General features: G+C 63.1%; 26 protein-coding genes. 12 read left to right on the top strand and 14 right to left on the bottom strand.

Annotated features, from left to right (window positions below; translation table 11 throughout):
• Nucleotides 1-30: 30 nt before the first annotated feature.
• Both C2U30_RS05700 and ppk2 read right to left on the bottom strand, forming a co-directional pair.
• Nucleotides 31-1,233, bottom strand: coding sequence for an ISL3-like element ISAeme19 family transposase (locus tag C2U30_RS05700; RefSeq protein ID WP_076611394.1), 1,203 nt, complete (start codon nucleotides 1,231-1,233; stop codon nucleotides 31-33).
• A 160-nt stretch (nucleotides 1,234-1,393) separates the two neighbouring features.
• Entirely contained in the window at nucleotides 1,394-2,224 is an 831-nt protein-coding gene (gene ppk2, locus C2U30_RS05695; RefSeq protein WP_103243382.1) for a polyphosphate kinase 2, read from the bottom strand.
• Nucleotides 2,225-2,380: 156 nt separating this feature from the next.
• Here ppk2 and C2U30_RS05690 point away from each other — a divergent pair, with 156 nt between their 5' ends.
• A complete protein-coding gene (locus C2U30_RS05690) occupies nucleotides 2,381-3,187 on the top strand; it encodes an alpha/beta fold hydrolase (protein WP_103243381.1) in 807 nt (268 codons plus the stop codon).
• A gap of 66 nt (nucleotides 3,188-3,253) precedes the next feature.
• Here the strand turns inward: C2U30_RS05690 and C2U30_RS05685 are convergent, their stop codons facing one another.
• From C2U30_RS05685 to C2U30_RS05675, 3 genes are all read right to left on the bottom strand, one after another.
• Nucleotides 3,254-4,063, bottom strand: a complete 810-nt coding sequence (locus C2U30_RS05685; RefSeq protein ID WP_233721073.1) for a MipA/OmpV family protein — start codon at nucleotides 4,061-4,063, stop codon at nucleotides 3,254-3,256.
• Nucleotides 4,064-4,237: 174 nt separating this feature from the next.
• Nucleotides 4,238-5,308, bottom strand: a complete 1,071-nt coding sequence (locus C2U30_RS05680) for an AI-2E family transporter (RefSeq protein ID WP_029314318.1) — start codon at nucleotides 5,306-5,308, stop codon at nucleotides 4,238-4,240.
• A gap of 22 nt (nucleotides 5,309-5,330) precedes the next feature.
• Nucleotides 5,331-5,600 (bottom strand): sulfurtransferase TusA family protein, encoded by a 270-nt coding sequence (locus tag C2U30_RS05675; RefSeq protein ID WP_103243380.1) that lies wholly within the window; start codon nucleotides 5,598-5,600, stop codon nucleotides 5,331-5,333.
• Between the two features lie 127 nt (nucleotides 5,601-5,727).
• Between C2U30_RS05675 and C2U30_RS05670 the strand changes: the two genes are divergently transcribed.
• Entirely contained in the window at nucleotides 5,728-7,182 is a 1,455-nt protein-coding gene (locus tag C2U30_RS05670; RefSeq protein WP_223918331.1) for a beta-barrel assembly-enhancing protease, read from the top strand.
• A 133-nt stretch (nucleotides 7,183-7,315) separates the two neighbouring features.
• Here the strand turns inward: C2U30_RS05670 and C2U30_RS05665 are convergent, their stop codons facing one another.
• Nucleotides 7,316-7,795, bottom strand: coding sequence for a TlpA family protein disulfide reductase (locus tag C2U30_RS05665; protein ID WP_103243379.1), 480 nt, complete (start codon nucleotides 7,793-7,795; stop codon nucleotides 7,316-7,318).
• 60 nt (nucleotides 7,796-7,855) lie between these two features.
• On the opposite strand from C2U30_RS05665, the gene arsC reads away from it, so the two are divergent.
• From arsC to C2U30_RS05650, 3 genes are all read left to right on the top strand, one after another.
• Nucleotides 7,856-8,206: an arsenate reductase (glutaredoxin) gene (gene arsC / locus C2U30_RS05660; RefSeq protein WP_010674260.1), complete on the top strand. Its 351-nt coding sequence runs from the start codon at nucleotides 7,856-7,858 to the stop codon at nucleotides 8,204-8,206.
• Nucleotides 8,203-8,577: a DUF2069 domain-containing protein gene (locus tag C2U30_RS05655; protein WP_043155315.1), complete on the top strand. Its 375-nt coding sequence runs from the start codon at nucleotides 8,203-8,205 to the stop codon at nucleotides 8,575-8,577. Before arsC ends, C2U30_RS05655 begins: the two co-directional genes overlap by 4 nt.
• A gap of 248 nt (nucleotides 8,578-8,825) precedes the next feature.
• Nucleotides 8,826-9,896, top strand: a complete 1,071-nt coding sequence (locus C2U30_RS05650; RefSeq protein WP_103243378.1) for a linear amide C-N hydrolase — start codon at nucleotides 8,826-8,828, stop codon at nucleotides 9,894-9,896.
• Between the two features lie 38 nt (nucleotides 9,897-9,934).
• Here the strand turns inward: C2U30_RS05650 and C2U30_RS05645 are convergent, their stop codons facing one another.
• Entirely contained in the window at nucleotides 9,935-10,546 is a 612-nt protein-coding gene (locus tag C2U30_RS05645; RefSeq protein ID WP_045525398.1) for an acyl carrier protein phosphodiesterase, read from the bottom strand.
• Nucleotides 10,543-10,866 (bottom strand): hypothetical protein, encoded by a 324-nt coding sequence (locus tag C2U30_RS05640; protein ID WP_103243377.1) that lies wholly within the window; start codon nucleotides 10,864-10,866, stop codon nucleotides 10,543-10,545. The genes C2U30_RS05645 and C2U30_RS05640 overlap by 4 nt, the downstream gene beginning before the upstream one ends.
• A 65-nt stretch (nucleotides 10,867-10,931) precedes the next feature.
• On the opposite strand from C2U30_RS05640, the gene C2U30_RS05635 reads away from it, so the two are divergent.
• Together C2U30_RS05635 and iadA are read left to right on the top strand one after the other, a co-directional pair.
• Complete coding sequence (locus tag C2U30_RS05635) at nucleotides 10,932-11,711, top strand: ABC transporter substrate-binding protein (protein WP_103243376.1); 780 nt, start codon at nucleotides 10,932-10,934, stop codon at nucleotides 11,709-11,711.
• Nucleotides 11,712-11,769: 58 nt separating this feature from the next.
• A complete protein-coding gene (gene iadA / locus C2U30_RS05630) occupies nucleotides 11,770-12,900 on the top strand; it encodes a beta-aspartyl-peptidase (RefSeq protein ID WP_103243375.1) in 1,131 nt (376 codons plus the stop codon).
• 82 nt (nucleotides 12,901-12,982) lie between these two features.
• Here the strand turns inward: iadA and C2U30_RS05625 are convergent, their stop codons facing one another.
• The gene (locus C2U30_RS05625; protein ID WP_041215456.1) at nucleotides 12,983-13,885 is read right to left on the bottom strand and encodes a lysine exporter LysO family protein; all 903 of its coding nucleotides are present in this window, start codon (nucleotides 13,883-13,885) and stop codon (nucleotides 12,983-12,985) included.
• A gap of 532 nt (nucleotides 13,886-14,417) precedes the next feature.
• Between C2U30_RS05625 and C2U30_RS05620 the strand changes: the two genes are divergently transcribed.
• From C2U30_RS05620 to C2U30_RS05605, 4 genes are all read left to right on the top strand, one after another.
• Nucleotides 14,418-15,188 (top strand): ABC transporter ATP-binding protein, encoded by a 771-nt coding sequence (locus tag C2U30_RS05620; protein ID WP_010674267.1) that lies wholly within the window; start codon nucleotides 14,418-14,420, stop codon nucleotides 15,186-15,188.
• Between the two features lie 65 nt (nucleotides 15,189-15,253).
• Nucleotides 15,254-16,027 (top strand): ABC transporter substrate-binding protein, encoded by a 774-nt coding sequence (locus tag C2U30_RS05615; RefSeq protein WP_041212797.1) that lies wholly within the window; start codon nucleotides 15,254-15,256, stop codon nucleotides 16,025-16,027.
• 105 nt (nucleotides 16,028-16,132) lie between these two features.
• Nucleotides 16,133-16,873, top strand: a complete 741-nt coding sequence (locus C2U30_RS05610) for an ABC transporter permease (protein ID WP_103243374.1) — start codon at nucleotides 16,133-16,135, stop codon at nucleotides 16,871-16,873.
• A gap of 3 nt (nucleotides 16,874-16,876) precedes the next feature.
• Entirely contained in the window at nucleotides 16,877-17,569 is a 693-nt protein-coding gene (locus C2U30_RS05605) for an ABC transporter permease (RefSeq protein WP_010674270.1), read from the top strand.
• Nucleotides 17,570-17,626: 57 nt separating this feature from the next.
• Here C2U30_RS05605 and C2U30_RS05600 read toward each other — a convergent pair whose 3' ends face one another.
• The 3 genes from C2U30_RS05600 to C2U30_RS05590 form a co-directional block, all read right to left on the bottom strand.
• On the bottom strand, nucleotides 17,627-18,268 hold the full coding sequence (locus C2U30_RS05600; protein WP_103243373.1) for an energy-coupling factor ABC transporter permease: 642 nt from the start codon (nucleotides 18,266-18,268) through the stop codon (nucleotides 17,627-17,629).
• A gap of 94 nt (nucleotides 18,269-18,362) precedes the next feature.
• On the bottom strand, nucleotides 18,363-19,205 hold the full coding sequence (gene pflA, locus C2U30_RS05595) for a pyruvate formate lyase 1-activating protein (protein WP_010674272.1): 843 nt from the start codon (nucleotides 19,203-19,205) through the stop codon (nucleotides 18,363-18,365).
• Nucleotides 19,206-19,280: 75 nt separating this feature from the next.
• Nucleotides 19,281-22,220 carry a sensor domain-containing phosphodiesterase gene (locus C2U30_RS05590; RefSeq protein ID WP_103243372.1) on the bottom strand — a complete coding sequence of 980 codons (2,940 nt, stop codon included), beginning with the start codon at nucleotides 22,218-22,220 and terminating at the stop codon, nucleotides 19,281-19,283.
• Between the two features lie 134 nt (nucleotides 22,221-22,354).
• On the opposite strand from C2U30_RS05590, the gene C2U30_RS05585 reads away from it, so the two are divergent.
• Nucleotides 22,355-24,043, top strand: coding sequence for an FAD-dependent oxidoreductase (locus C2U30_RS05585; RefSeq protein ID WP_103243371.1), 1,689 nt, complete (start codon nucleotides 22,355-22,357; stop codon nucleotides 24,041-24,043).
• A 109-nt stretch (nucleotides 24,044-24,152) separates the two neighbouring features.
• Here the strand turns inward: C2U30_RS05585 and C2U30_RS05580 are convergent, their stop codons facing one another.
• Both C2U30_RS05580 and C2U30_RS05575 read right to left on the bottom strand, forming a co-directional pair.
• Complete coding sequence (locus C2U30_RS05580; RefSeq protein WP_042015948.1) at nucleotides 24,153-24,581, bottom strand: ion channel; 429 nt, start codon at nucleotides 24,579-24,581, stop codon at nucleotides 24,153-24,155.
• A gap of 1 nt (nucleotide 24,582) precedes the next feature.
• On the bottom strand, nucleotides 24,583-25,611 hold the full coding sequence (locus tag C2U30_RS05575) for a DUF2955 domain-containing protein (protein WP_103243370.1): 1,029 nt from the start codon (nucleotides 25,609-25,611) through the stop codon (nucleotides 24,583-24,585).
• Nucleotides 25,612-25,614 lie beyond the last annotated feature (3 nt).

Below are 25,614 nucleotides of genomic sequence, written 5' to 3'. Positions count from 1 at the left end.
TGCCGGTCGCAAGACCGGCTTTTTATTGGTTCATCGCGGCTTTCCGGGGAAGGCCGCCTTGATTTTCAGAAAAAAGTATTCTGAGTCCCTAAATCCATATGCCATACGCTTTATCACTTTGATCTTGTTGTTCACCCCTTCCAGCACACTCGTGTGCATCGGGTAGTTTGCACTCGCCAGGATCCCCCGCATATATTTCGATAAATTTCGACCAAATCGTTGCAGCGGCGCTAGCCCGCTTTCCTTCACCTGCCGCATCCAGCTCCGCCATCGTCGCCATCCTTCCCACACGCTCGGCGCATACCAGATGCCCTTCAACCCCTCTTTCAGCACGTACACCATCGCCAGCGGTTGATTCGCCGCCAACAGCTCCTGCAACTTCACATCCTGTTTTTCACTCAACTTCGCCCGATTACGTAGCAGCAACCAACGCGCACTTTTGACCACTTTTCGCGCCGGTTTATCGCTTTTCAGTGCATTCGCCTGCTCCACTCGCACCCGGTCCACCACCTCTCGGCCATAGCGAGCCACCACGTGGAACAGGTCGTAGACCACCTCCGCCTGCGGGCAGTGTTGCTTCACCTCCAGGTCGAACGCCGTGTTCATGTCCATCGCCACCGCTTCAATCTGCTGGCATCGCTCGCCGAGCTGCTCGAAGAAGGGACGGATAGCGGCCCGGCTGTTGCCGTGCCCCACCCACAGGACGCGGGTTCGCTCGGCATCCATGATCACGGTGGCATAGCGGTGTCCCTTGTGCAGGGCAAACTCATCCATCACCAGCCGCCGCACCTCCCCAAGTTCGATGGTGCCCACACTGGTCTGCAAACGGCGCTTGTCGATCTCCTTGATGGTGTGCCAACCGACCCCGGTGAGCTGGCTGACATGGCGGATGGGGAGGTACTGAACGAGCGCTTCAATCCAGCACTGCATGCGCCGGGTGAGGCGGGAGCCAGAGGGGAGCCAGTCGATATGTTCACTGACGCGACCACAGCGCAGACAGTCGACGCGGCGAACAGGCAGTTGTAACCAGACTTGTCGGTCAAATAGGTCTCGCTCACGCACCCGGCGGATACGTTGGTCGTGGATCAATGGCGTGGGTTGCAGGCATCGGCGACAACGGGGCAACAGGTCGGCGCGAGGCTCAAGGGTAAACAGGGTGTGATGGTTGGCAGAAAGCGCTTGGGCGATGACGGTATAACCTGGCCAGAAGGAGGCAATATCAATATGATGCACGGCGACAGCAGGGTGATGGTGGTGGTGTGTTTGGAGACAGCCAGTTTACCAGCACCCTGTCTGTCAACTTCCACTTCCCCAAGATCCCGCGAAGAACCTTTTTATTGCCCGTCATCCGAAGCCCGGGTTCCGGCCAGCGGGTGCGGCTGGCCGGGGCCCGTCACTGCCCGTGCTTGTCTGACTCGAGGGCGGCGGTGACGTCCGGCACGAAGTGCTGGCTGGTGAGCGGCGGGCGCTCATAGCCTTCGGTCTTGATGGGGGGCAGGGTGATAGGTTCGTAGTGGAGCGCCTCGTAGGGCACCTTGCCAAGGAGGTGGGAGATGCAGTTGAGGCGGGCGCGGCGCTTGTCGTCGGCGTCCACCACGAACCAGGGGCAATCCTCGGTATCCGTGTAGGTGAACATGTCATCCTTGGCGCGGGAATACTCGACCCAGCGGGAGCGGGATTGCAGATCCATGGGGCTGAATTTCCAGCGCTTGATGGGAGTGTTGATGCGCTCCTTGAAGCGTTTCTCCTGCTCTTCATCGCTGACCGAGAACCAGTATTTGATGAGGGTGATGCCGGAGCGGATCAACATCCGCTCGAATTCGGGGCAGGCGCGCAGGAATTCGCGATACTCGTCGTCGCTGCAAAAGCCCATCACCCGTTCGACCCCGGCCCGGTTGTACCAGGAACGGTCAAACAGCACCATCTCGCCCGCCGAGGGCAGGTGCGCCACGTAGCGCTGGAAGTACCACTGGGTGCGCTCCCGATCCGAGGGGGCGGGCAGGGCGGTGACCCGGCAGACCCGGGGGTTGAGGGGTTCGGTGATCGCCTTGATGACGCCCCCCTTGCCCGCGGCGTCGCGCCCCTCGAACAGCACCACCACTTTGAGCCCCTCCTGCTTGACCCACTCCTGCAACTTGACCAGCTCCTCCTGCAGGTGGGCGAGGTGATGTTCGTAGGTCTTCTTGTCCAGACGGGGGCGTTTCTTGCTCTTTTCCTTGGCCATCATCCTCTCCTTGGTGACTCCTCGTTGTGAGTCTCTCCAGCTTGCACCAGGCGGACACCCCTGCCAAGGGTGGCGTGTTACACTGCCGCCTCATCAGCCGCTGGCAACAGAAAAATAGGAAAGCCAGTTTCATCGCCGCTGGCAACAGGAGAAAACATGAAGCAGTTTATGGAGATAGCGGGCCGCCGCATGGCCTATCTGGACGAGGGGCAGGGTCCGGCACTGCTCTTTGGCCACAGCTACCTGTGGGACAGTGCCATGTGGGCACCGCAAATCGAGGCCCTTAAGGAGCATTATCGCTGCATCGTGCCCGAGCTTTGGGGTCACGGGGATTCCGATGTGCTGCCCGAGGGGCCCTGCACCCTGGCGACCCTGGCCCGGGATCACCTGGCGCTGCTCGATGCCCTCGGCATCGACGAGTGCGTGCTGGTGGGGCTCTCCATCGGTGGCATGTGGGGCGTGGAGCTGGCGCGCATGGCGCCTGCTCGCCTCAAGGGCCTGGTGCTGATGGACAGCTTCGTCGGCCTTGAACCCCAGATCACCTGCGAGCGCTATCTCGGCATGCTGGCGATGATCGAGCAGGTCGGCGCCGTGCCTGCGCCCATCGCCGATCAGGTGGCTCCGCTCTTCTTCGCCCATCAACCGGACGCGGCCCTGATGGCCGGTTTCAAGGCCCGGCTGGCCCAATGGCCCGCCGACAAGGTGGCGAGCCTGGTGGCGGTGGGGCGCAGCTTCGTGACCCGGGAGGATCGCATCGACTGGCTCGAAGAGATGAGGCTGCCCGCACTGGTGATGACGGGGTGCGAGGACAAGGCTCGCCCTGTGCTGGAGGGGTATCTGATGGCCGAGGTGCTGGGGTGCCCGTTCAGGGAGATCCCGGGGGCCGGTCACATCTCGACCCTGGAGAATCCCGCATTCATCAACCGGGCGCTGGCGGTATTTCTCGCCGAAGTGGCAGAGTGACGCTGCGCCGGATAGCCGTAAAAAAGGAGCCATGGGCTCCTTTTTTGTTGCCCAGTCCGGATGGGGCTACCAGATGTAGCCCACCCCGAAGCCTGCATAGAGTTCTCCCTGATGCTGGACGATGGGGCTGTCCGCAATGTCGTTGTCGTAGCGCTCGTAGTTGATGCCAAAGCCGCCAATCCAGTTGGCGCTGAAGCGATAGCTGCCGATGAGGGAGACCATGGGGGAGAGGGTGGTGCCCGTGTTCCACGCCGGCCTGTCCGCCCTCGCTTCGTCTTGCGAGACACCGCCGAAGTAGTAGTTGGCGAGGTTGTGGCTGCGCAGCATCACGCCGGCTCCCGGCATCAGCAGCAGGGGGCCGCGGATGATGGGGAAGTTGGCCCACAGCATCAGCTCCTGACCGTTGCTGGTACCGGTCACATCCGTGGTGGCCCGCACGCTCCAGAGGGCGTAGGGAGTGATGAGATCGGCCCCAACACCGGCCTCGAACTGCCCCTTGCGCTTCTCCATGCCATGGAGGAAGGGATCGTCGTCCGGGTCCAGGTTGCCAAAGCGCATCCGGCCGAAGGCATAGGTCGAGAGGCTGCCATCCCGGCTGAGGTAGTAGCGGGCCCGATCCCCCAGATACATCAGGTTGTCACCAAAATAGAGGGCCCCCGGGATGGGCATCAGGGTGTCGTCCTGGTGCTGGTAACGGGCCTGACCGCCGATGACAGCCCCGCCCAGCACCAGCCCCTTGGGAATGGGGCTGTCAGGGCTGTCGCTGGAGAAGGCGCTGAGGGCCCCGATATCGAGGTCTGCCCGGACGGGAGAACAGAACAGCAGTGCCAGAAAGGCACCCAAAGAGGCATGGCGCAGGGCAGGGACTGGGGACATGACAGATCCTTGTCGGTGGGTGGGCAGTGGGAACGAATCAGACCGGCGTAGCAAGTCAAACGGATGTCGGTTTTCAATTAAACCCGACAAGGCAAGCATGAGCCAGCGTCACGGAGGTGCTGCTGGTGGCCGGTATCTGGAAGGGGCGAGACCCGGCCTCGCCCCTTGCCAGGGTCAGGGGGCGGGGCGGGGGAGATCTTCCCGCTTGGGCCAGGCGTTGAGCACCGCTTTGACCAGTGTGGCGAGGGGAATGGCGAAGAAGACGCCCCAAAAGCCCCACAGACCGCCAAACACCAGCACAGCGATGATGATGGCCACCGGGTGCAGGTTGACCGCCTCGGAGAAGAGCAGGGGGACCAGCAGGTTGCCGTCGAGGGCCTGGATCACGAAATAGGCCACCATCAGCCAGGCGAAGTCGGGGGTCAGCCCCCACTGGAACAGGGCCACCATGGCCACCGGCACGGTCACCGCGGCGGCACCGATATAGGGGATGAGCACGGAGAAGCCCACCGCGACCGCCAGCAGGGCGGAGTAGCGCAATCCCATCAGGGCGAAGGGCACATAGGTGGCGATGCCGACGATGACGATCTCGATCACCTTGCCGCGGATGTAGTTGATGATCTGGTCGTTCATCTCCACCCAGACCCGGTTCACCAGGGTGCGGTTGCGGGGCAGGAAGCGGCGCAGGCCCCCCATCAGCACCTGTTTGTCCTTGAGCATGAAGAAGACCATCAGGGGCACCAGGATGGCGTAGATGAGGATGGCCACCACGTTGATGAGGGAGCTCAAAGAGGCGCTCACCAGTTGTTCGCCGCCGGTCAGGATGCGCTGGCGAATGTTGTCGATGATGGTCTCCACCAGGCTGACGTCGATGATCTCGGGGTATTTTTCCGGCAGGGTGCGCACATAGTCCTGGGCATGGGCCAGCATGGCGGGGGCCTCCTTGGCCAGGTTGACCCCCTGGCTCACCAGCGTCGGGATGAGGCCCAGCAGCATCAGGGTCGTCACCGTGATGAACAACAGCAGGACCAGGCTGGTAGCGACGGTGCGAGAAAGGCCGCCTCGTTGCAGGCGACTCACCGGCCACTCCAGCAGATAGGCCATCACCAGGGCCACCAGCAGCGGTGCCAGCAGATCCCCAAACAGCCAGAGCACGGCAAAGCAGAAGACCAGCAGCAGGAAGAGGGTGACGGCATCGGGGTCGGAAAAACGGGTCTGATACCAGCGCTTCAATACATCTAACATCGAGGCTTCCTTGAATGGCGGCTCACGGGGTGGGTGGCATGGGCTCGGGGGCGAGCAGGGCGTCCCGGGGGGGACGGGCAACGACGAGCAGCAGGGAGAGGCGGGTAGCTGACTCTTCCCGGGTCTGGACATGGTGACCCTGACGGCGCAGATAGGCGGGAATATCCTGCCGGGAGCCTGCATCCCCGAGCTGGATGCACACGGATTGACCGGGCCGGGCCTGGCGCAACCAGAGCTTGAGCCGGATGAGGGGCTCGGGACAACGCCAGGGGGTCAGGTCGAGCTGTTCCATGAGAACTCCATCGCGTGCGTGGCGGTCATTATGGCCGTGATGAGAGGATGAAACAACGCTTGTGGGCCTTGAATGGCAAGGGTATTCTGCCGATGCCCGCTGGGGTCTGATTGGAGATAGAGATAACGTGGCACGTTTTTCCCCCCTGATAGCATCGCTTCCCCTGTTGGTCACCCTGATGGGGGCGACCTTCCACGCCCAGGGGAGCAACCAGTTGCCCGACATCGGTACCGCCGGGGTCGCCGCACTGCCCATCGAGCAGGAGGTGCGCTACGGCAACGCCTTCATGCGTTTTGCCCGGGCGGGCCTGCCCATCATCGATGACCCCGTGCTCAACGAATACATCGACGATCTGGGCCAGCGGCTGCTGACCAATGCCGACGGGGTGCGCTTCCCGTTCACCTTCTTCCTCATCAACGATCCCAGCATCAACGCGGCGGCCTTCCTAGGTGGCCGGGTCAAGGTGCACACCGGCCTCTTCCTCTACGCCGAGAGCGAGAGCGAGCTGGCCTCGGTACTGGCCCACGAAATCACCCACGTGACCCAGCGTCACATCGCCCGTTACATGGAGGCACAGGCGAGCAGCTCCGCCATGACCCTGGCCGGCCTGGTGGGCTCCATTGCACTCGCGGTGATCAACCCCACCGCCGGCATCGCGGCCTTGCAGACCACGCTTGGCTTGTCGATGCAGTCGGCCATCAACTACACCCGGGACAACGAATACGAGGCGGATCGCATCGGCATGAAGACGCTGTATGACGCCGGGTTCGATCCCATGGGCATGGCCAACTTCTTCCAGAAGCTGGCGGCGGAGTACCGCTACGCCAGCAAGCCGCCGGAGATGCTGCTGACTCACCCCCTGCCGGAGACCCGGATCAGCGAAGCCCGTGCCCGGGCCGGGAGTTATGGCGCGCGCGCCCTGCCGCCGAGCCTGGACTTCTGGCTGGCCAAGGTGCGCATCCAGGTGCGCTATGGCACCGAGACGCCCCAGGCGCTGCTCACCTACTTCGACAGCCGCCTGCAGAAGGGGGATTACCCCCTCAAGGATGCCGCCATCTATGGCAAGGCGCTGGCCCTGTTGCAGCTCAAGCGCACCGACGAGGCCGACACCCTGATGCAGGAGCTGGCGACCCGTCATCCGGAGGATCTCTTCGTGGTGGATGCCCTGACCGACATCGATCTCGCCAAGGGGCGCAGCGCCCAGGCCATCGCCAGACTGGAGCGCTTCCGCACCCGGATGCCGGACAACGAGGTGGTGGTGGTGAACCTCGGCAACGCCTATCTGGAGGGGGGCAACTACAAGAAGTCCATCGCCATCCTGGACCCTTATGCCCGGGAGCACGACGAGAACAGCCTGGCCTGGAGCCTGCTGTCGGACGCCTACCGCAAGGCGGGCAGAATGACGGACCTGCACATGGCGCGGGCTGAGACCCTCTCCCTGCGCGGGGACTACCAGGCGGCCATCGACGAACTGATCGTGGCGCGGGGCACCACCAGCGACAAGCTGACCCTGGCCCGCATCGAGGCGCGCATCACCCAGCTGGAGCGGGCCAAGAAGGATTTGGACAGCCTCAAGGGCTGAGTCCGGAGCGGGTTGATGGCAGGCGGGGTGCTCCTTTGGGGGCACCCCGCCTTGTTTTGCAGGCTAAAATAGGGCCTTTCATCGGTTTCAACGCATCTTGATGATGAAGAAATGAATGTGATGGATGGCTCTGCTATGGGGCGCTCACCAGGCGGCGTTTTATCTCGCCTATCTTCTGCTCGTCCAGCTCCCCCACCAGGGTCTCCAGCAGCGTGCCCCTGGCATCGAGCAGATAGCTGGTGGGCAGCGCCCCGGGCCTTGGGAACGGGAGGCGGGCGTCGTCATCCGGGATCATCAGGGGAACCCTGATGGCGTGGCGCCTTGCCAGCTCGGTCAGTTCGGCGGGGGAGGCGGGGTCATAGTTGATGGCGATCACCCGGATCCGCCCTTCCTGGTGCAATGTTGCCAGCAGGGGCATCTCCCGCAGGCAGGGGGCGCACCAGGGGGCGAAGTAGTTGACCAGCAGCGGCTTGCCACCGAGATCCGCGAGGCTGACCTTCTTTCCCGCGCCGTCGGTGAAGTCGGGTGCCGGGCTGCAGGCCCCCAGCAGGGTTGCCACAATCAGCCAACAGATCCGTTTCATTTCCATAGCCTTCCCGCTTACCCTGACCATCCGTTTCCCCTACAATAGCGCCATTTCTTGTCCCATCTTGCGATTAATCAGGGAGTTATCATGAGCGAGACCCAAATCTACCACAATCCGCGCTGCTCCAAGAGCCGTGAAACCCTGGCCTTGCTGGAACAGCACGGGGTCGCCCCCGAGGTGGTGCTCTATCTGGAACAGGCACCGAGCGAGGCACAGATCCGCACCCTCCTGAGTCAGCTTGGCTTCACGGATCCCCGACAGCTGATGCGCACCAAGGAAGATCTCTACAAGGAGCTGGGGCTCGGCGAGGTGAGCGGCGATGACCTCATTCGTGCCATGCACCAGCACCCCAAGCTCATCGAGCGCCCCATCGTCATCAAGAACGGGCAGGCCCGCATCGGTCGTCCGCCCGAGCAGGTGCTGGAGATCCTCAAGTGAGCACCCGCTTCGCTCGCCTGCTGACCCTGGCCGGTTTTTTCGGCCTGCTGGCCTGGGTGCTGCTCTGGCACCTCTGGCTCTCGCCTCACCCGGATCTCGCCCCCTGGCTGTTGCCGGTGATCTGGACGGTGCCGCTGCTCTTCCCCCTCAAGGGCATAGTGCAGGGCAATCCCTACACCCACGCCTGGGGCAATTTCGTGCTGATGCCCTACTTCCTGCACGCCCTGACCCTGATCACCACGGATGAGGGGGAGCGGTGGCTGGCGGTGGTGGAGCTGGTGCTCACCACCCTGGCGTTTGTGGGCACCATCTATTATGCCCGCCTGCGCGGCCGCGAGCTGGGGCTGAGTATCCGCAAGAAGGAAGGCTGAGCCCCTCCCTGTCCGCCTGCTGGCGGGCAGGGTATGTGTCTGAAACCGACGCAAGCCAGCGAATGGCATCTGGCGGTATCGCCCCGAAGTGGCTTGCTTATCTCTTTGATTAATTTATGGATATTGATCGCTAATTGGCAGGGTAGCACCTCTGTTGATAGATCTGCCATCTGGTTTGCCAGCCTCAGTCAGCCCCTGTTATGCAAAAAGGGGTATGCTTGTGTTTTCACCAGACTCGAGTGATCCATATGACAATCCTGCGTTCCCCCCTGTTGCACAAGACCCTGCTGGCCCTGACCGTCTCCCTCTCCGTCAGTTCCCTCGCTGATGCCTGTACCCGCGCCGTCTATCAGGGGGAGGGAGCGCTGGTGGTGACCGGTCGTACCATGGACTGGCGCAGCGCCATGCCGACCAATCTCTGGGCGCTGCCCCGTGGCATCGCGCGGGAAGGGGAGGCTGGCGCGCACTCCATGACGTGGACATCGCGCTACGGCTCCGTGGTGGCGGCAGGCTTCGATGCGGGCACCGCCGACGGCATGAACGAGAAGGGGCTGGTGGCCAACCTCCTCTATCTGACCGAGTCCGAGTATGTGACCCCGAGCGACAAGGATCCGCGCAAGACTCTCTCCATCTCGCTCTGGGCCCAGTACGCGCTGGACAACTTCGCCACCGTGGCCGAGGCGGTCGCCGCCCTGTCGAAGGACGAGTTCTATGTGGTGACCACCCTGACCCCGGATGGCAAGCCGGGCCAGCTGCACCTCTCCCTCTCCGATGCGAGCGGCGATTCCGCCATCTTCCAGTACGTGGGGGGCAAGCTGCAGATCTACCACGACCGCAGCTATCAGGTGATGACTAACTCGCCGACCTTTGACAAGCAACTGGCCCTCAACGACTACTGGGAGGAGATTGGCGGTCTCACCATGCTGCCCGGCACCAACCGCTCGGCGGATCGTTTTGCCCGCGCTTCCTTCTACATCAAGACCCTGCCAAAGACCGACCAGGCCAACGAGGCAGTGGCCGGGGTGATGAGCGTGATGCGCAATGTCTCGGTACCCATGGGGATCAGCACCCCGGATCAGCCCAACATCTCCACCACCCTGTGGCGCAGCGTGGCGGATCAGCAGCATCGCCGCTATTTCTTCGAGCTGACCCATCTGCCCAACACCTTCTGGGTGAGCATGGACAAACTGGATCTCGCCGCGGGGGCCCCGGTGCGCAAGTTGCCCCTGACCGAGCAGCAGCTCTATGCGGGGGAGACGGCGGAGAAATTCGTCCCGGCCAAGGCGTTTCGCTTCCTGCCGGCCAGCCCCAAGGCCTGAGCGTTCCCCCGATGACAACGCCCCGCTCGGGGCGTTTTTTATGGTGGGGATGAGGTGGCCGTGCGGTGGGCGGCGATCTGCGCCTCGCAAAAGCGCATCAGCTCCGGGTAGAAGTGCAGGAAGGCGTGCTCGGCCTCGGTCCAGCGAGCCTGATCCAGGGCGTGGAGCGCCTCCCCGAGCGGCACGGGGCGGCGCAGCCGACGACCGATGCCGTTGAGGGCCGCTCCCACCCCTTCCCGGTACTGGTAGGAGGCCAGCCAGTCCTGCTCGGCCATGCGCCGCAGGGCCATCGGCAGGCCCTGTGGCAGGCTGTGATGATCCAGGAGAAGCTGACCATAGCTCTGCGCCAGAAAGCGGGGCAGGGGGGCTGCGCTGAACCTCTGCCAGTGCTGGCTGAGCCAGTGATCGTAGAGCATGTCCACCACAATGCCGCCGAAGCGGCGCCAGGGGGGGTCGAAGCTCGCCACGGCGGCCCGATGGGCCGGGTGGGCATCGGTGAAGGCGTCTATCTTGCGGTGCAGCCAGATCCCCTCGTCGAAGTGGTCAGCCAGACCCGTCGGCAGCGGGCCCTTGATGAAGTCCCCCAGCAGGTTGCCGGTGAGGGAGCTGCCGGTATGGGCCGCCAGATGGAGGTGGGCGAGAAAATTCATGGGATGGGGCTCGCGTGCCTGGGCGTGAACGGGTGATCCGAGCCTAACGAATCGTGGCCGGATTGACCATGGGCAGGATGTTTCATCCCCAAGTCCCCTTGCCGGGCAAATTTGAGGCGTGGTAAGGTGCTTGCCATCTTTGTCACAGGACGCGACAAACCATCATGATGCGCAAAGCCAGAGGCTTCTTTCTGGCCTTCTATTTCAAGCCTTTCTATCTCTCCGAGTGGTTCGACGAATAGGTCGAGGCCCCGGAGCAGTTCATTGACGCCCATGGCGGCGTAATCCCGCTCATCTGCAATTTGCCGTTTGTTGGCCATCGCTTGCCTCTGCCTGCGATGCCTTGACCGCGCCTGTGCGCTTTTTATGTAATGGAGTACTCACAATGAAGACCACACTGACCCTGTCAGCCCTTGTTGCTGCCTGTCTGCTCGCCACCCCCGTCACCGCCAAGGAGTGGAAGACGGTACGCTTTGGCGTGGAGGGGGCCTATCCACCCTTCTCATGGACCGATGCGTCCGGAGAGATCAAGGGATTTGACATCGATCTTGCCAACGCCCTGTGCCAGCAGATGGCCGTCAGGTGCGAACTGGTGGCCCAGGATTGGGACGGCATGATCCCGGCCCTGCTGTCGCGCAAGTACGACGCCATCATCGCTGCCATGTCGATCACCGACGAGCGGCGCAAGAAGGTCGACTTCACCGAGAAATATGCCCACATTCCCAACCGCTTCGTGGCGGCCAGGGGCACCGAACTGACGCTGACGCCGGAAGGGATGGCGGGCAAGCGCATCGGCGTGCAGCGGGCCACCACCCACGACAAGTACCTGACCGACAACTTCGGCTCCAGCGTCACCATAGTGCGTTACGGCAGTGCCGATGAAGCCTACCTCGACCTGAAGGCGGGACGGGTGCAGGCCCTGCTGGCCGACGCCTCGGCCATCGAACAGGGGTTGCTTGGCAAGGAAGGGGGCGACAAGTTCGACTATGTGGGGCCGGCCCTGACCGACCGTCAATGGTTTGGCGATGGCATGGGGATCGCGGTGCGCAAGGGGGATCCGGATCTCAAGGCTAGGCTGAACGACGCCATCAAGGCCCTGCGCGCCAACGGCAAGTATCAGGAGATCAACCGGAAGTACTTCAAGTACGATATCTATGGCGGTTGATGGGTAACAGTCGGAGGGAGCCTGCTCCCTCCTTTTTCATGCAGCAAGGAGAGACCCCATGTTGACCCTGATCGAGGGTGCGCAGATCCATAGTCCGGCCCCGCTCGGCCAGCAGGACCTGCTGGTGGCGGATGGCCGCATCGCCTGGATGGGCAAGGGACTGACGGTTCCGGCCGACTGGCCACTGACGCGGGTGGACGCTGGCGGCCGCTATCTGGTGCCCGGACTGGTAGACCCGCTCGCCCATATCACGGGAGGGGGCGGCGAGGGAGGCTTCGGCTTTCGCACGCCGGAGCTCTCGGCAAGGGAAGCTCTGGCGGCGGGGGTCACCACACTCGTGGCGGCGCTCGGCACCGACAGCCTGACCCGCAGCCCGGCCCAGGTGCTCGGCAAGGTACGCGAGTTTCGCGCCGCCGGGGTGAGCGCCTTCATGTACACCGGCTCCTACCACCTGCCGGTCAAGACCCTCACCGGCACGGTGGAGTCGGACATCATGCTGATCCCCGAAGTGCTGGGGGTGGGGGAGGTGGCCATCAGCGATCACAGGTCCAGCGCCCCCACCCACGACGAGCTGGCGCGCCTGGCGAGCGAGGCGCGGGTGGCCGGGCTGTTGTCGGGCAAAAGTGGCGTCAGCTTCTTTCACCTGGGAGATGGCCGCGGGGCGCTGGCGCCCCTGCGGGCCCTGCGCGATGACACCGACATCCCGCTTCGCCAGCTCTACCCCACTCACTGCAACCGCAATCCCTGGCTCTTTGCCGAGGCCATCGAGTGGGGTCGGGCAGGCGGCTGGGTCGACCTCACCACGTCGAGCTTCCCGGACCTGCTGGATGACGGGGAGCGGCTCGCGGCCGACGCCCTGGTGGCGTTGCTGGCGGCCGGCGTGCCCGTGGATCGCATCAGCTTCAGCTCGGACGCCAACGCCAGTCTGCCGCGCTTTGACGGCGAGGGGCGGCTCATCGAGCTGCGCTGCGGCCAGATAGGGAGCCTGTGGCAGGAGGTGGTGGCGGCCTGCGGCAAGGGGGTGGCGCTGGAGACGGCACTGGCGGTAGTGACGGCCAATCCGGCCAGGGCGCTGGGGCTTGCGAGCAAGGGTACCCTGGGGGTAGGGCAGGATGCGGATCTGCTGCTGATCGATCCTGATACGTTCGCCATCGAGCGGGTGATGAGTGGGGGGCGGTGGCGCACCTGAATACCGGCGCCTGTCATCCAGCCCGCTCAGTTCATCAACAAAAAGCCCGGCAGCAGTGCCGGGCTTTGTCGTGCCATGGGGTTCAGATGGCGAGAAACCCCAGGATCAGAATGGGGCCGAGCAGGCTCAGGATAAAGCCGGAGACGATGGCCACCGGCACCACCTGGATGCCGCCGGATTTCTGGATGACAGGCAGGGTGAAGTCCAGCGCCGTGGCGCCGCCGTAGCCGATGGCGGCGCTGGGGTGGCGGCGCATCAGCACCGGGATGATGAGGATGGCGATAAGCTCGCGCCCCAGATCGTTGATGAAGGCGGCGGAGCCCAGCACCGGGCCCAGCTTGTCCGCTACCAGAATGCCGGAGAGCGAATACCAGCCAAAACTGGAGCTCATCGCGAGGCCATGGGCAAAGGGCATGCCGAGCAGCTGGGCGGCCAGCAGGCTGCCGAGCCAGCTGCTGAGGATGACGGTGAGCGCGATCTTCATGCCCCAGGGGTTGAGCAGGATCTGGCGCAGGCGCATGCCGGAGTTGCGCATCTGGATGCCGATGAGCAAGAGCAGCAGCATCAGGGCCCACTCGCTCAACTTGTCGATGGGCAGGGCGCGCAGGTCCACCACCAGTCCCAGCAAGACGCCCCCCAGCACCACGAAACAGAGCTGGAGGGATTCCCACAACAGGTGCAGCTTGCTCGGCATCTTGCCGTCACTGGCCTCGTGGGTAGGGGGGCTGCGCTTGTCCAGCCACCACAGGGCCAGCAGGTTGCACAGGGTAATGGCGGCGAGCATCACCCCTGCCACCTTGAAGATCACTGCCAGGTTGCTGCCCAGGTTCTCCACATAGGCCAGCCCCAGCCCCATCAGGAACAGGATGAGGTAGACCATCTTGCCCAGGGACTGGTTGACCAGCTTGATCAGACGGGCGGAAGAGAGGGGAACCAGATAGCCGATCACGAGCGGCAGCAGGATCAGCAACACATTGAGCAACATCGGGGCCTCGATCACAAAACGTGGAAAAACGGCACCTTATCACGACTTGTTGCACCTGTGTCACGGATCTGTGCATCAGCATGGCCCATACGGGACTTTTTTATCATATTGTTGTGTTTTTTGATGACAGTCGGCTCTGTACGCAAACGGGGAAAGAGGGCCACATCACCTGAAAAATCAATTTCATCCCCATGAAATGACGAGAGAAGGGGAATCTGCCCGGGTGAATAAAGTCCTTTTGGGTGACATCTGGCGGATATGGTGAAATATGCTTGCTACTAGTGCGCTGCGGGTATAAAAGAGCGGTAGGGAAGGTGCGACAAAAAATGGATTTTATGCAGACAAAGTGCTGAAAAATACTCAATAGGCCAATAAAAATACAGATAAAACACCAAATACCTCGGTTCTGTATTGTTTTTTCACTACCTCAATGATATTTTCGCTGAAGGTTGCCATCGGTTAACGTTTTGTTAAATGGACGATGGTGGAGTCACGCCGAAGCGGCGTCTAGGGACAGACAAGGTTGTAATGGATGAGCGACGTTGCCGCACTGGAAGTTCGTGATCTGCACAAGTATTTTGGCACCCACGAAGTGCTCAAGGGCATCGATATGACGGCCCACAAGGGGGATGTGATCTCCCTCATCGGCTCCTCGGGTTCGGGGAAGTCGACCTTTCTACGCTGTATCAATCTGCTTGAAACCCCCTCATCGGGCAGCGTCTCCCTCCACGGGGAGTTGATCCGGATGAAAACCAGCCGTTCCGGCGAACGCCTGCCGGAAGACATGCGCCAGGTGGAGCGTATCCGCAGCCGACTGGCCATGGTGTTTCAAAGCTTCAATCTCTGGTCCCACATGACCATCATGCAGAACATCATCGAAGTGCCCATCCAGGTGCTCAAGGTTCCCCGTGCCGAGGCCATCGCCAAGGCGGAGCACCTGCTCAACCGGGTGGGGCTGTGGGAGCGTCGCGACTATTATCCCGGTCATCTCTCCGGCGGTCAGCAGCAGCGGGCTGCCATCGCCCGGGCGCTGGCGGTGGAGCCCGAAGTGATGCTGTTTGACGAGCCTACCTCGGCCCTCGACCCTGAACTGGTGGGGGAGGTCCTTGGCCTGATGCGCGAGCTGGCGGAAGAGGGGCGTACCATGATGGTGGTGACCCACGAGATGTCCTTTGCCCGCGATGTGTCGAACAAGGTGATGTTCCTGCACCAGGGGCGCGTGGAGGAGGAGGGCAATCCCAAGGAGATCTTCGCCCATCCCAAGTCGGAGCGATTCAAGCAATTCATCTCGTCCATCTATTGATGGACGGGATTCAATTTCAACCATCCGTACTTTCAACGATCGACGTGTTTATCAAGGAGAGATACATGAACAAGCTGATGCTGGCGACTGCCGTGATGACGGCCCTGTGTTCCGGTAGCCTGATGGCCAAGGAGTGGAAAGAGGTCCGGATCGGGGTGGAAGGGGCCTATCCCCCCTTCTCCTGGACCGAGCCGAGCGGCGAGGTGAAAGGCTTCGACATCGACATCGCCAACGCCCTGTGCGACGAGATGAAGGTGAAGTGCACCCTGATCAAGCAGGACTGGGACGGCATCATTCCGGCGCTGCTGTCGCGCAAGTATGACGCCATCATCGCCACCATGGACATCACCGAAGAGCGCAAGAAGAAGGTGGACTTCACCCAGAAGTACCAGCACATCCCGGCGCGCTTCGCCGCCAAGAAAGGGACCGAGATCCAGCTCGACAAGGCCTTCATGGACGGCAAGACCATCGCCGTGCAGCGTGCCACCTCCATGGATACCTACATCACCGACAACTTCCCCAATGCCACCATCAAGCGCTACGGCACTGCGGATGAAGCCTACCTCGATCTGAAATCCGGCCGTGTCGACTACGTGATGGCCGACTCCGCCGCCATCAGCGACGGCCTGCTGAAGAAGGAAGGGGGCGATGCCTTCGAGTTCATCGGCCCGAAACTGACCGATCCCAAGTGGTTTGGCGAGGGTGCCGGCATCGCGGTGCGCAAGGCTGACAAGGATCTGAAAGAGAAATTCAATGCCGCCATCCTGGCCCTGCGTGCCAATGGCAAGTACAAGGAAATCAACGACAAGTACTTCGACTTCGACGTGTACGGCGAGTAAGCCGACGTCAGGCGAACAACGACAGGTTGATCCCGTCAGTAGTCATCGGGCCCGTTGCCTTCCGCTGGGAGTGACGGGCCCGATTGCGATGGAGCTGCATTGCATATGTTTGATTTGAAAGGATACGAAACCTCTCTGCTGGAGGGGGCCTGGATCACCCTGGAGGTGGCGCTCGCCTCCCTGCTGCTGGCCCTGGTGCTCGGCATGCTGGGGGCCCTGGCCAAGCTCTCTCCCTACAAGTGGGCACGCGGCATCGCGGTGACCTACACCACCGTCATTCGCGGCATCCCGGATCTGGTGCTGATGATGCTGCTCTTCTTCGGCGGCCAGGTGCTCATCAACGGGATCTGCACCTGGGTCAACGAGGCCTACAACAACCATCTGCTGGCGAGCAACCCGAACCAGGAGTGGGTCTCCCTGCTGCCCGATTACATCGACATCAGCCCGTTTGCGGCCGGGGTCGCTACCATCGGCTTCATCTTCGGCGCCTACATGACCGAGACCTTCCGCGGCGCCATCCTGGCGGTGGACAAGGGGGAGCTCGAGGCGGCCCGTGCCTTCGGCATGCGGGCAAGCCAGGTCTTTGTGCGGATCCTCTTTCCCCAGATGATGCGCCACGCCCTGCCCGGGTTTGGCAACAACTGGCTGGTGCTGCTGAAAACCACGGCCCTGGTCTCCATCATCGGGCTCGATGACATGGTGCGAAAGGCGTCGCTCGCGGCGGGCTCGACCCAGCAGCCTTTCACCTTCTACATGGCGGTGGCGCTGATCTTCCTGGTCTTCACCGCAGTCTCTACCTCGGCGCTCAAGTGGGCCGAGCGTCACTACGCCATCAAGACGAGGTAAGCCATGGATTTCTCGATCATTCTCAAGGAGTGGCCCACCTACTGGGAGGGGCTCTATACCACCATCTGGCTGGTGGCCGCCTCGCTCATGCTGGGGCTCATGCTGGCGGTGCCCATGGGCATACTGCGCAACAGCCGCAACTGGTTGATAAAGGGGCCAATCTGGGCCTATATCTACTTCTTCCGTGGCACCCCGCTTCTGGTGCAGCTCTTCATCATCTACTACGGTGCCGCCCAGTGGGAGTGGCTCAAGAACAGTGCGGCCTGGTCCCTCTTCTCGGAAGCCTGGTTCTGTGCCCTGCTGGCGTTCACTCTCAACACCGGCGCCTACACCGCCGAGATAGTGCGTGGCGCCGTGATGAACATGCCCAAGGGGCAGATAGAAGCGGCAAGCGCCTTCGGCATGACCCGCTGGCAGACCCTCACCCGCATCATCCTGCCCAACTCGTTTCGCCGTGCGCTGCCGGCCTACAGCAACGAGGTGATCTTCATGCTGCAGGGGTCGGCGGTGGCGGGCATCATCACCATCGTCGATCTGACGGGGGCGGCGCGGATCATCAACTCCCGCTACTACAGCCCGTTCGAGGCGTTCCTGACCGCAGGTCTGCTCTACATGCTGCTCACCTTCGTCATCGTCTGGTTGTTCAAGAAGTGGGAAGCCCGCTGGCATGCCCACCTGCGCCCGCGCAGCGTCTGACTGCCAGCAGAGAAAAAGCCCGCAACTGCGGGCTTCTTTTATGGACCACGGGCAGGCTCAGCGCCCCAGGTACTCCCTGTCGAAGAAGGTGTTGACCCAGTGGGGGCGATAGACGGCGAGCAGGGTCATGGTCATGCCGTTGAGGAGCGCCTCGGGGAAGAGCAGCAGCGGCCAGATGGAGAGGTAGTCGGCGCTGATGGTGTGCCAGGAGTAGGTGCCGCTCACCCCCATCAGCAGGGCGCTGGCGATCACCTTGGCCGAAATGCTCAGCGCCCCCCCGAGAAATGCCGCCACGAACAGATAGACGAAGAGGTGGCGAGGCAGCCAGGCCCAGCTCCCCAGAAACAGTAGCCAGCTGGTTGCCACCGGCAGGGCGACGCCGATGAGGGCTTGCCAGCCGATGTCGGTCAGGGGGATGACCCCGAAGTAAGCGAGGAGCAGCAGGGTGAGGCAGGGGGCGAGCAGGGCGAGGCGCCAGCCCAGCAGCAGGGTCAGGCTGGTGAGGCCGAGAAAGTGGATCTCGAGCCCCTCGTGCAACCCGGCCCGCAAGGTCCACAGCGGTACCAGCACGATGGCGCCGCCGAGGCAAAGATGCTGATAGAGCGGGTGGGCGCCAAGGGTGCGCAGCAGGGAGGCGTTCAGACTGAAGGCGAGCAGCACCAGCCAGAGCAGGAGGGCGGCGACTTGTCCTTCACTCATGAGCGGTTCCCCCGGATGCGGCTGTCGGTGATGGCGCCGTGGCAAACGCCGGCGCAATGAAAAGAGGCCGCCCTCTGCCGGGCGGCCTCCTGTCTCAATACTTCACGTTGGGGTGATACTTGCCAAGGATGCCCTGGACCCTGTCCATGGTCTCCTTGCTGGGGGGCTTGATGCCGACCAGATCATAGGTATCTCCCAGCACGTCCCACTTATGCTTGCCAAGTTCGTGGTAGGGCAGCAGCTCCACCTTCTCGACGCACTCCCCCAGCTCGGCGATGAACTGGCCGAGTCCTTCTGCGCTCTCGTCATCGTCGGACCAGGTGGGTACCACCACGTAGCGGATCCACATGGTCTGACCGCGGGAGGCCAGGTAGCGGGCGAACTCCAGGGTGTATTTGTTGCTGACGTGGGTGAGGGGAATGTGCTTCTCGTCGTTGATCTGCTTGATGTCGAGCAGCACCAGATCGGTGTTGTCCAGCACCCGGTCGAGCAGTTCGTCGTAGTGACGCACGAAACCGTTGGTGTCGAGGCAGGTGTGGATCCCCTGGGCCTTGCAGGCGGTGAACAGTTCGGCGATGAACTCCTGCTGCAGCATGGCCTCGCCGCCGGAGGCGGTCACGCCACCGCCGGAGGCATTCATGAAGTGGCGATAGCTGGTGAGATCCTTCATCAGCTCGGGCACGGTGACCTCGCGGCCGCCCTGGGTGTCCCAGGTGTCCCGGTTGTGACAATACTTGCAGCGCATCAGGCAGCCCTGCATGAACACGATGAAGCGGATGCCGGGGCCGTCGACGGTCCCGCAGGTCTCGACGGAGTGGATCCGGCCAATGATGTCGGTAGTGCCGGTGTCGCTGGCTTCAACGGTCGGGATCCGCTGCGTGCCGGGGGTGGCAGGTCCCTTGGATTCAACGGCGGGGATCCGGTTAATGACTGACATAGACGACTCCAATGGTGCGGACAAGGTTCGAGCGGTCGTTATTTTATGACAGAAAGCCCTATAAATCCTACCAGTTTAGCCCGCAGGGGTGGCACCCAGCAGGCTCTCCAGTGCCTTGACGGGGAGCGGCCGGCTGGTGAGGAAGCCTTGATAATGCTGGCATCCCAGGGCCTTGAGCACGGCGAGCTGCTCCTCTTCCTCCACCCCTTCGGCGGTGACGGTGAAACGAAACACCCGGGCGAGATCCAGGATGGCCTTGACGATGGCCTTGTCCTGTTCGCTGTGGACCAGGGTCTGGATGAAGCTTCTGTCGAGCTTTACCTCGTCGGCGGGCAGATCCCGCAGATAGGCCAGGGACGAGTAGCCCGTGCCGAAGTCGTCGATGGAGATGAGCAGGCCGAGGGCCTTGAGCTGGCGGATCCTGGCGATACTCTCCAGCCGGTTTTCCAGCACCACGGACTCGGTGATCTCCAGCAGCAGGCGCGACGGGGGCACCCCGGTGTCCCGCAGAATGTACTCCACCTGCTGCACGAAACCGGCGGTGTGGAACTGGCGGGCGCTGACGTTGACCGACAGATGGGGGATGGCGAGACCGTTGTTGAGCCAGAAGCTGTACTGGGCACAGGCGGTCTTCATCACCCAGTAGCCTATCTCCTGGATCAGGGTGGTCTCCTCGGCGATGGGGATGAACTCCCCGGGTGGCACCATGGTGCCGTCGGCCTTCTGCCAGCGCAGCAGCGCCTCTATGCCCGAGAGCGTGCCGTTGTCGACCCGGTATTGGGGCTGGTAGTGCAGCACCAACTCGTTGTTGCGCAGGGCATCGCGCAGCTGGTTGTTGAGAGAAAGCTTGCTCTTCTCTTTTTCCGCCATGGCTTCACTGAAGAAGATATGGTTGCCCTGGCCCGCGCGCTTGGCCATGTGGACGGCGGTATCGGCCTGCTGCATCAGGACAAGGTGATCCTTGTCGTCATCGCTGAACAGGCTGATCCCCACGGAGGCGCTGCAGTGCAGCTTGTGATCGCCGATGTCGAAGGGGGCACGGAAGATCCCCATCAGCTCCCGGGCAAAGTGCTCCGCCAGGATCTTGGCGGTGATATAGCCCTGGCCCAGTGCCGTGAAGAGCAGGGCAAATTCGTCACCCGAAGTGCGGGCGAGCACCAGGTTCTCCTGGGGCAGGGACTTGAGTCGCACCACCACGGCCTGGAGCAGCAGATCGCCGCAGGCGTGACCGAGGGAGTCGTTGATGGATTTGAAGTTGTCCAGATCCAGCAGCAGCAGGGCCCCCCACTGACCACTCGGGGCCTGCAGGGTGCGCTGCATGATGTCGGTCAGGCTGCGCCTGTTGTAGAGATCGCACAGGTCGTCGTAGTAGGCGAGGCGCTCGATGTGGCGGGCGGTCTCTTTCTCCTGGGTGATGTCGTGGAAGCTGCAGACGAAGTGGCTGATCTCCTCCTCCTCGTCCTTGACCCCGCTCACCATGAGCCGCACCGGGAAGAGGTGTCCTTCCCTGTGCAGGCATTGTTCCTCCCCGAGCCAGTATCCCTGCCGGTTGACCGCCGCGATCACCTCCTCCTTGAGGGTGTCGCCATAGTAGGTGGGCCTCAGGGCGTCGATGTGCAGGCCCAGCATCTCTTCGCTGGCAAAGCCGGTGATGCGGCTGAAGGAGGCATTGACCTTGAGGATGATGCCCCCGTGATCCATCACCAGCAGGCCGTCGTGGGTGTTGAAGGCCACTTCTGCCAGGCGCAGGGCATCGTCATTGGCCAGGCGCTGCAACTCGCTGGCGGCCCGCTCGCGCTGTTCGTAGAGGACGTCCAGCAGGGACGCGGGATCGGCCAGAGGGGTGGCGAGCAGCAGGGTGAGCTGCCCCAGGGGGAGACCGTTTGGCCCCGGGAAGGGGATGCCGACATAGGCCTTGGCGTCGAGGGCCAGCAGCTGGCTGGACTGGGGATAGCGCAGGGCCAGATCTTCCACGTAGAGGCTCTGCCCGTGCTGGAAGATCTCCCGGCCCGGGCCGATGTCCATGGGCATGGGTTTGACGACGGCGAAGGTCTCCCCCTCCACCACGCAGCGGGGAATGAGCCAGAGATCCTGGCCGCGAGGCTGAAACTCGCCGATCCAGCCCATGTGGGCACCGCTCAGGCCCATGGCCCAGCGCAGCAGAGCGCGGCAGTAATCGTTGCCGGTCAGGTTGGCAAGCCCGGGTGGGGGCGCGAGGTCCGGGGCGTCGGTCGCCACGGGGTCCGGCTGCCAGTGGCCGAGCAAGCGGGCGCAATGACGCACCAGTTGCAGGGTGTCATCGCTGATGAGGGTGCTCTCGGCATACTCCAGGCTGAGCACGCCGATGAGCTTCTCCTGTTCCAGCAAGGCGCCGTCCAGGCGGGAGCAGACATTGGCATCGGCCAGATAGTAGTGCTGGCTCAACATGGGCTGGTGGGCCGCCTCCGAGAAGCTCAGGGCGCCCCGGGCGCGCAGGGCTCGGATGTAGCGGCTGTCTCCGCGAATGGCACCGAGCGCGTCCACCCCCAGGGTGAACACCGGGGTCAGCTGCTCGCCGCCAAGGGCGCCATGGGCCTGGTAGTGCCAGAGGATCAGGCGATCGGCCCCCAGGCACTCCTTGAGGCTTTCCAGCATGGCGTCATACTGCTGCTGGCTGGCCATCTGGCTCAGGCGCGGCAGTTGCAGGGACAGGCTGGCGGCGCTCTCCTGTGACTGGGTCTGCAGGCAGATGAGCCAGAAGGCGTCCTGCTCGTGGGAGAGGGAAATGTGCCAGAGGAGGGCGTCAAAGCGCAGCACCAGCTTGCCCCCCTTGCCGCTGGCCAGCCGCTGCTCGATGGGCTGGCGCAGGGCGTCCGGCAATTGGGCCGGCCAGGCACTGCGAGGCTCGTCGAGCCAGTGGAGCGGCGTCTGCATCACATCGGTCAGGGCGACCAGCCGTTGACTACGGGTATCCAGGCGGAAAAACAGGGGCGCCTGGCTGGCGGTCGGAAGATGGCTGAGCGCGGTAGACGACATGAACTGACACTATCCTGTTGAGCAATTGTCGGAGGGCAAGAATACTGCAAATCCGTGGCAAACAAAATTTCATTGAATTCTAAATTAGATAAGTCTAATTTATTGGTCATTTCCTGTTGAGTGGAGTCTTGCAGATGAAACGGATCCTGATTGTGGGTGGTGTGGCCGGGGGGGCGTCCGCCGCCGCCCGTGCCCGCCGTTTGAGCGAAGAGGCGGAGATCGTGATGTTCGAGCGGGGCGAGTTCGTGAGCTTCGCCAACTGCGGTCTGCCTTATCACATCGGGGGGGATATCCCGGATCGGGATGCCCTGCTGCTGCAGACGCCGCAAAGCTTCAAGCGCCGGTTCAACGTGGATGTGCGGGTGTTTCACGACGTCATCGAGATAGACAGGGCCGGCAAGAGCCTGCTGGTGCGCAACCTGCTCACCGGCGAAGAGCGGCGCGAAGCCTACGACGTGCTGCTGCTGAGCCCGGGCGCGGCCCCCATCCGGCCTCCCTTCCCCGGCATCGACAGCCCGGAGGTACACACCCTGCGGAGCATTCCCGACATGGATCGCATCCTGGCGGCGCTGGCGCACTACAAGCCCCGCCACGTCACCGTGGTGGGGGGCGGTTTCATCGGGCTGGAGATGATGGAGGCGCTGCACCAGCGCAAGCTGGCGGTCACCCTGCTGGAGCTCTCCGATCAGGTGATGGCGCCGGTGGACAAGGAGATGGCCAACCTGCTCCACGCCCGCATCCGGGAGGAGGGGGTCGATCTTCGCCTGCGCACCGGCCTCGCTGCCATCGAAAGCCTGGAGGTGCCTGCCGAGAAGACCGCCGCCGTGGCGACCGCCCAGCGGGGTGGACTGCGCCTGACCCTGAGCGACGGCTCTCATCTCGACACCGGCCTTCTGATCATCGCCATCGGCGTCAAGCCCGAGACTCTGCTCGCCGCCAAGGCGGGGCTGGTGCTGGGACCGCGGGGCGGCATCAAGGTGGATGCGGGCATGCGCACCTCGGATCCCTGCATCTTCGCGGTGGGGGACGCGGTGGAGGAGACCGACTTCGTCACCGGCGAGTCCGTGCTGATCCCGCTGGCGGGCCCCGCCAACCGCCAGGGGCGCATTGCCGCCGACAACATGCTGGGGCGAAGCGAAACCTACAAGAAGACGCAAGGGACCGCCATCTGCAAGCTGTTCGATCTGGCGGTGGCGAGCACGGGGTTGAACGAGAAGCGGCTGGTGCAGCTGGGGCTGCCGTTCGAGAAGGTCTATGTCCACCCGGGCAGCCACGCCGGCTATTATCCCGGCGCCCACCCGGTCAGCCTCAAGCTGCTGTTTGCCCCCGATGGCAAGATTTACGGCGCCCAGGCCATCGGCAAGGATGGCATCGACAAGCGCATCGACGTGCTGGCGGTGGCCCAGCGCGCCGGTCTCACCGTGTTTGATCTGCAGGATCTGGAGCTCACCTATGCGCCGCCCTTTGGCTCGGCCAAGGATGTGATCAACATGGCCGGATTCGTGGCGAGCAACCATCTGAAGGGGGACACCCTGCTCTGCCACGCAGCCGAGGTGCAGGCTCGCCACCCCCATCAGCAGGTGGTGGATGTGCGAAACGGCCCCGAACTCGACAAGCTGGGGCGCATTCCGGGGGCGCTGCACATTCCTCTGGACGAGCTGCGCAGCCGCCTCCATGAACTGCCCAGGGATAAAGAGCTGCTCATCAGCTGCCAGGTGGGGCTGCGGGGACACGTGGCCTGCCGTCTGCTGAGCCAGCACGGTTTTCGGGTCAAGAACCTCTCCGGCGGTTTCAAGACCTGGCAGACGGTGATCGCCGAGTAGATCCTCCAGGCTGAAATGGCCCGAGTGATCACTCTGTATGCAAACGGGCCACTCCAAAGAGTGGCCCGTTTTGTTGCCGCAGGGGTTTGCCGCAGGTGGCCCCTCGCTGTCAGGGGGTCACGTCATCGAACTGCTTGCGAATGTGGTGCTGCAAGACCGCGAGCATGGAGGCGCCGGAGAGGCCTATCATCAGGGCACCGTTGACCGCCTCCAGGGGGCCGAGCAGCTTCCACTGCGGGCTCATGACGATGTCGCCATAGCCCAGAGTGGCGAAGTTGACCCCGGAGTGATAGACGGCCTCCTGCAGGGTATCGAACTCCCCGAGCCACAGGAAGAGCCCGCCCCAGACGCCGATCTGGGCCAGGTTGCCCAGCATCACCAGGGTGATGATGCCAAACAAAGCCAGCATGCCGGCCAGGGCCCCCTCGCGTCGATTGAATCGCTTGACGTAGAAGCGGATGCACCAGACGGATACCAGGGATTGCAGCAGCATGTTGACCAGGATCACCGGGATGCCGACCAAAAAAATCGTTAACATATCAATCTCCTAGCTTGGCTTCTGCCAGTGGGCGGCCGACAGGCCACCACTGTTCGAGCAGCAAGATACAGAGCCAGCCATAGCCGGCCACCACCAGATAGAGGCCGCAACGCATGGCGGCCGCCAACCACACATCCTTGCCGGTGGCGCTGTCCTCGATGGCCGGGCCAAACAGGATGAGCGCCGTGATCCAGGTGTTGCTCCAGAAGGATGGCGGGAAACGCCCCGCCACCAGCCGCACCAGGCGCCGCGCCAGCCAGAGGGTCATCAGGGCCAGCATCAGTACCAGCATCAGGAGCGAGGGCCAGAGGCTGAGCCCGAGCCAGAGTGCGAACGCCAGCAGGGCGCCCATCAGGGTCGAGAGCACCAGCTCCTGGCCCGCCTGTCTGGCGTTGAGGGAGGTACTCTGCTGGGCCAGGGTCACCGTCTTCATCACCGCCGGAATGTAGAACGCCGGATTGCCGAGGGCCAGCAGCCACATCGGCAGTACCATGGCGACGGCGCGCAGCGCCAGCCGCTCGGGATGTTCGGGGGGCAATGGCACCAGTCTTGCCGCCGCTCCCGCCACCTGCAGGGGAGGGAAGAGTGCGTGGGCCAGGCGGTTGACCAGGGTGCCTATCAGGATCCCCAGTCCCATCATCTGGGCAAGGGCGATGGCAAGGGACTGCTCGATGAGACCGGCCACCGGGATCACCGTGATGGCCATGATGAGCAGTATGGCGGCGGCGCCCTTGCCGGCCATCGCCTGCTGCATCAGCAGGTAGAGCAGCAGGGCGACGAGCAGCACGGCCGCCAGGGCATAGTGGGTCAGCAGGGGCACCAGCAGCACGCCGCCGACCATCACGGCCAGCAGCAGAGCGCCACCCAGCAACCCTTTGCCAAGGCTGAGCGGCTCGCCGGGTCGGCACAGCACCACCCAGGCCATGATGACCCCGAGGTGGGGCATGGGCAGCGCCAGACCGTAACAGATCCCCGTCGCGAGCCCGATGCCCGTGCCAATGCGCAGTACAGCCTTGTCGGCGTTATGCATCTG

The organism is Aeromonas sp. ASNIH5, assembly GCF_002902865.1.
GTDB classification, from domain to species: Bacteria; Pseudomonadota; Gammaproteobacteria; order Enterobacterales; family Aeromonadaceae; genus Aeromonas; species Aeromonas caviae.
Note: the sequence above shows the minus strand (reverse complement) of the source record. Positions and strands in the feature narration are given on the sequence as shown.

Bases quoted from the DNA above. Each gene is read 5' to 3' on its own strand.
- ppk2 (WP_103243382.1), bottom strand. From the start codon at position 2,224: ATGGCCAAGGAAAAGAGCAAGAAACGCCCCCGTCTGGACAAGAAGACC.
- C2U30_RS05690 (WP_103243381.1), top strand. From the start codon at position 2,381: ATGAAGCAGTTTATGGAGATAGCGGGCCGCCGCATGGCCTATCTGGAC.
- C2U30_RS05685 (WP_233721073.1), bottom strand. From the start codon at position 4,063: ATGTCCCCAGTCCCTGCCCTGCGCCATGCCTCTTTGGGTGCCTTTCTG.
- C2U30_RS05680 (WP_029314318.1), bottom strand. From the start codon at position 5,308: ATGTTAGATGTATTGAAGCGCTGGTATCAGACCCGTTTTTCCGACCCC.
- C2U30_RS05675 (WP_103243380.1), bottom strand. From the start codon at position 5,600: ATGGAACAGCTCGACCTGACCCCCTGGCGTTGTCCCGAGCCCCTCATC.
- C2U30_RS05665 (WP_103243379.1), bottom strand. From the start codon at position 7,795: ATGGTCAGGGTAAGCGGGAAGGCTATGGAAATGAAACGGATCTGTTGG.
- arsC (WP_010674260.1), top strand. From the start codon at position 7,856: ATGAGCGAGACCCAAATCTACCACAATCCGCGCTGCTCCAAGAGCCGT.
- C2U30_RS05650 (WP_103243378.1), top strand. From the start codon at position 8,826: ATGACAATCCTGCGTTCCCCCCTGTTGCACAAGACCCTGCTGGCCCTG.
- C2U30_RS05645 (WP_045525398.1), bottom strand. From the start codon at position 10,546: ATGAATTTTCTCGCCCACCTCCATCTGGCGGCCCATACCGGCAGCTCC.
- C2U30_RS05640 (WP_103243377.1), bottom strand. From the start codon at position 10,866: ATGGCCAACAAACGGCAAATTGCAGATGAGCGGGATTACGCCGCCATG.
- C2U30_RS05635 (WP_103243376.1), top strand. From the start codon at position 10,932: ATGAAGACCACACTGACCCTGTCAGCCCTTGTTGCTGCCTGTCTGCTC.
- iadA (WP_103243375.1), top strand. From the start codon at position 11,770: ATGTTGACCCTGATCGAGGGTGCGCAGATCCATAGTCCGGCCCCGCTC.
- C2U30_RS05625 (WP_041215456.1), bottom strand. From the start codon at position 13,885: ATGTTGCTCAATGTGTTGCTGATCCTGCTGCCGCTCGTGATCGGCTAT.
- C2U30_RS05620 (WP_010674267.1), top strand. From the start codon at position 14,418: ATGAGCGACGTTGCCGCACTGGAAGTTCGTGATCTGCACAAGTATTTT.
- C2U30_RS05615 (WP_041212797.1), top strand. From the start codon at position 15,254: ATGAACAAGCTGATGCTGGCGACTGCCGTGATGACGGCCCTGTGTTCC.
- C2U30_RS05610 (WP_103243374.1), top strand. From the start codon at position 16,133: ATGTTTGATTTGAAAGGATACGAAACCTCTCTGCTGGAGGGGGCCTGG.
- C2U30_RS05605 (WP_010674270.1), top strand. From the start codon at position 16,877: ATGGATTTCTCGATCATTCTCAAGGAGTGGCCCACCTACTGGGAGGGG.
- C2U30_RS05600 (WP_103243373.1), bottom strand. From the start codon at position 18,268: ATGAGTGAAGGACAAGTCGCCGCCCTCCTGCTCTGGCTGGTGCTGCTC.
- pflA (WP_010674272.1), bottom strand. From the start codon at position 19,205: ATGTCAGTCATTAACCGGATCCCCGCCGTTGAATCCAAGGGACCTGCC.
- C2U30_RS05590 (WP_103243372.1), bottom strand. From the start codon at position 22,220: ATGTCGTCTACCGCGCTCAGCCATCTTCCGACCGCCAGCCAGGCGCCC.
- C2U30_RS05585 (WP_103243371.1), top strand. From the start codon at position 22,355: ATGAAACGGATCCTGATTGTGGGTGGTGTGGCCGGGGGGGCGTCCGCC.
- C2U30_RS05580 (WP_042015948.1), bottom strand. From the start codon at position 24,581: ATGTTAACGATTTTTTTGGTCGGCATCCCGGTGATCCTGGTCAACATG.
- C2U30_RS05575 (WP_103243370.1), bottom strand. From the start codon at position 25,611: ATGCATAACGCCGACAAGGCTGTACTGCGCATTGGCACGGGCATCGGG.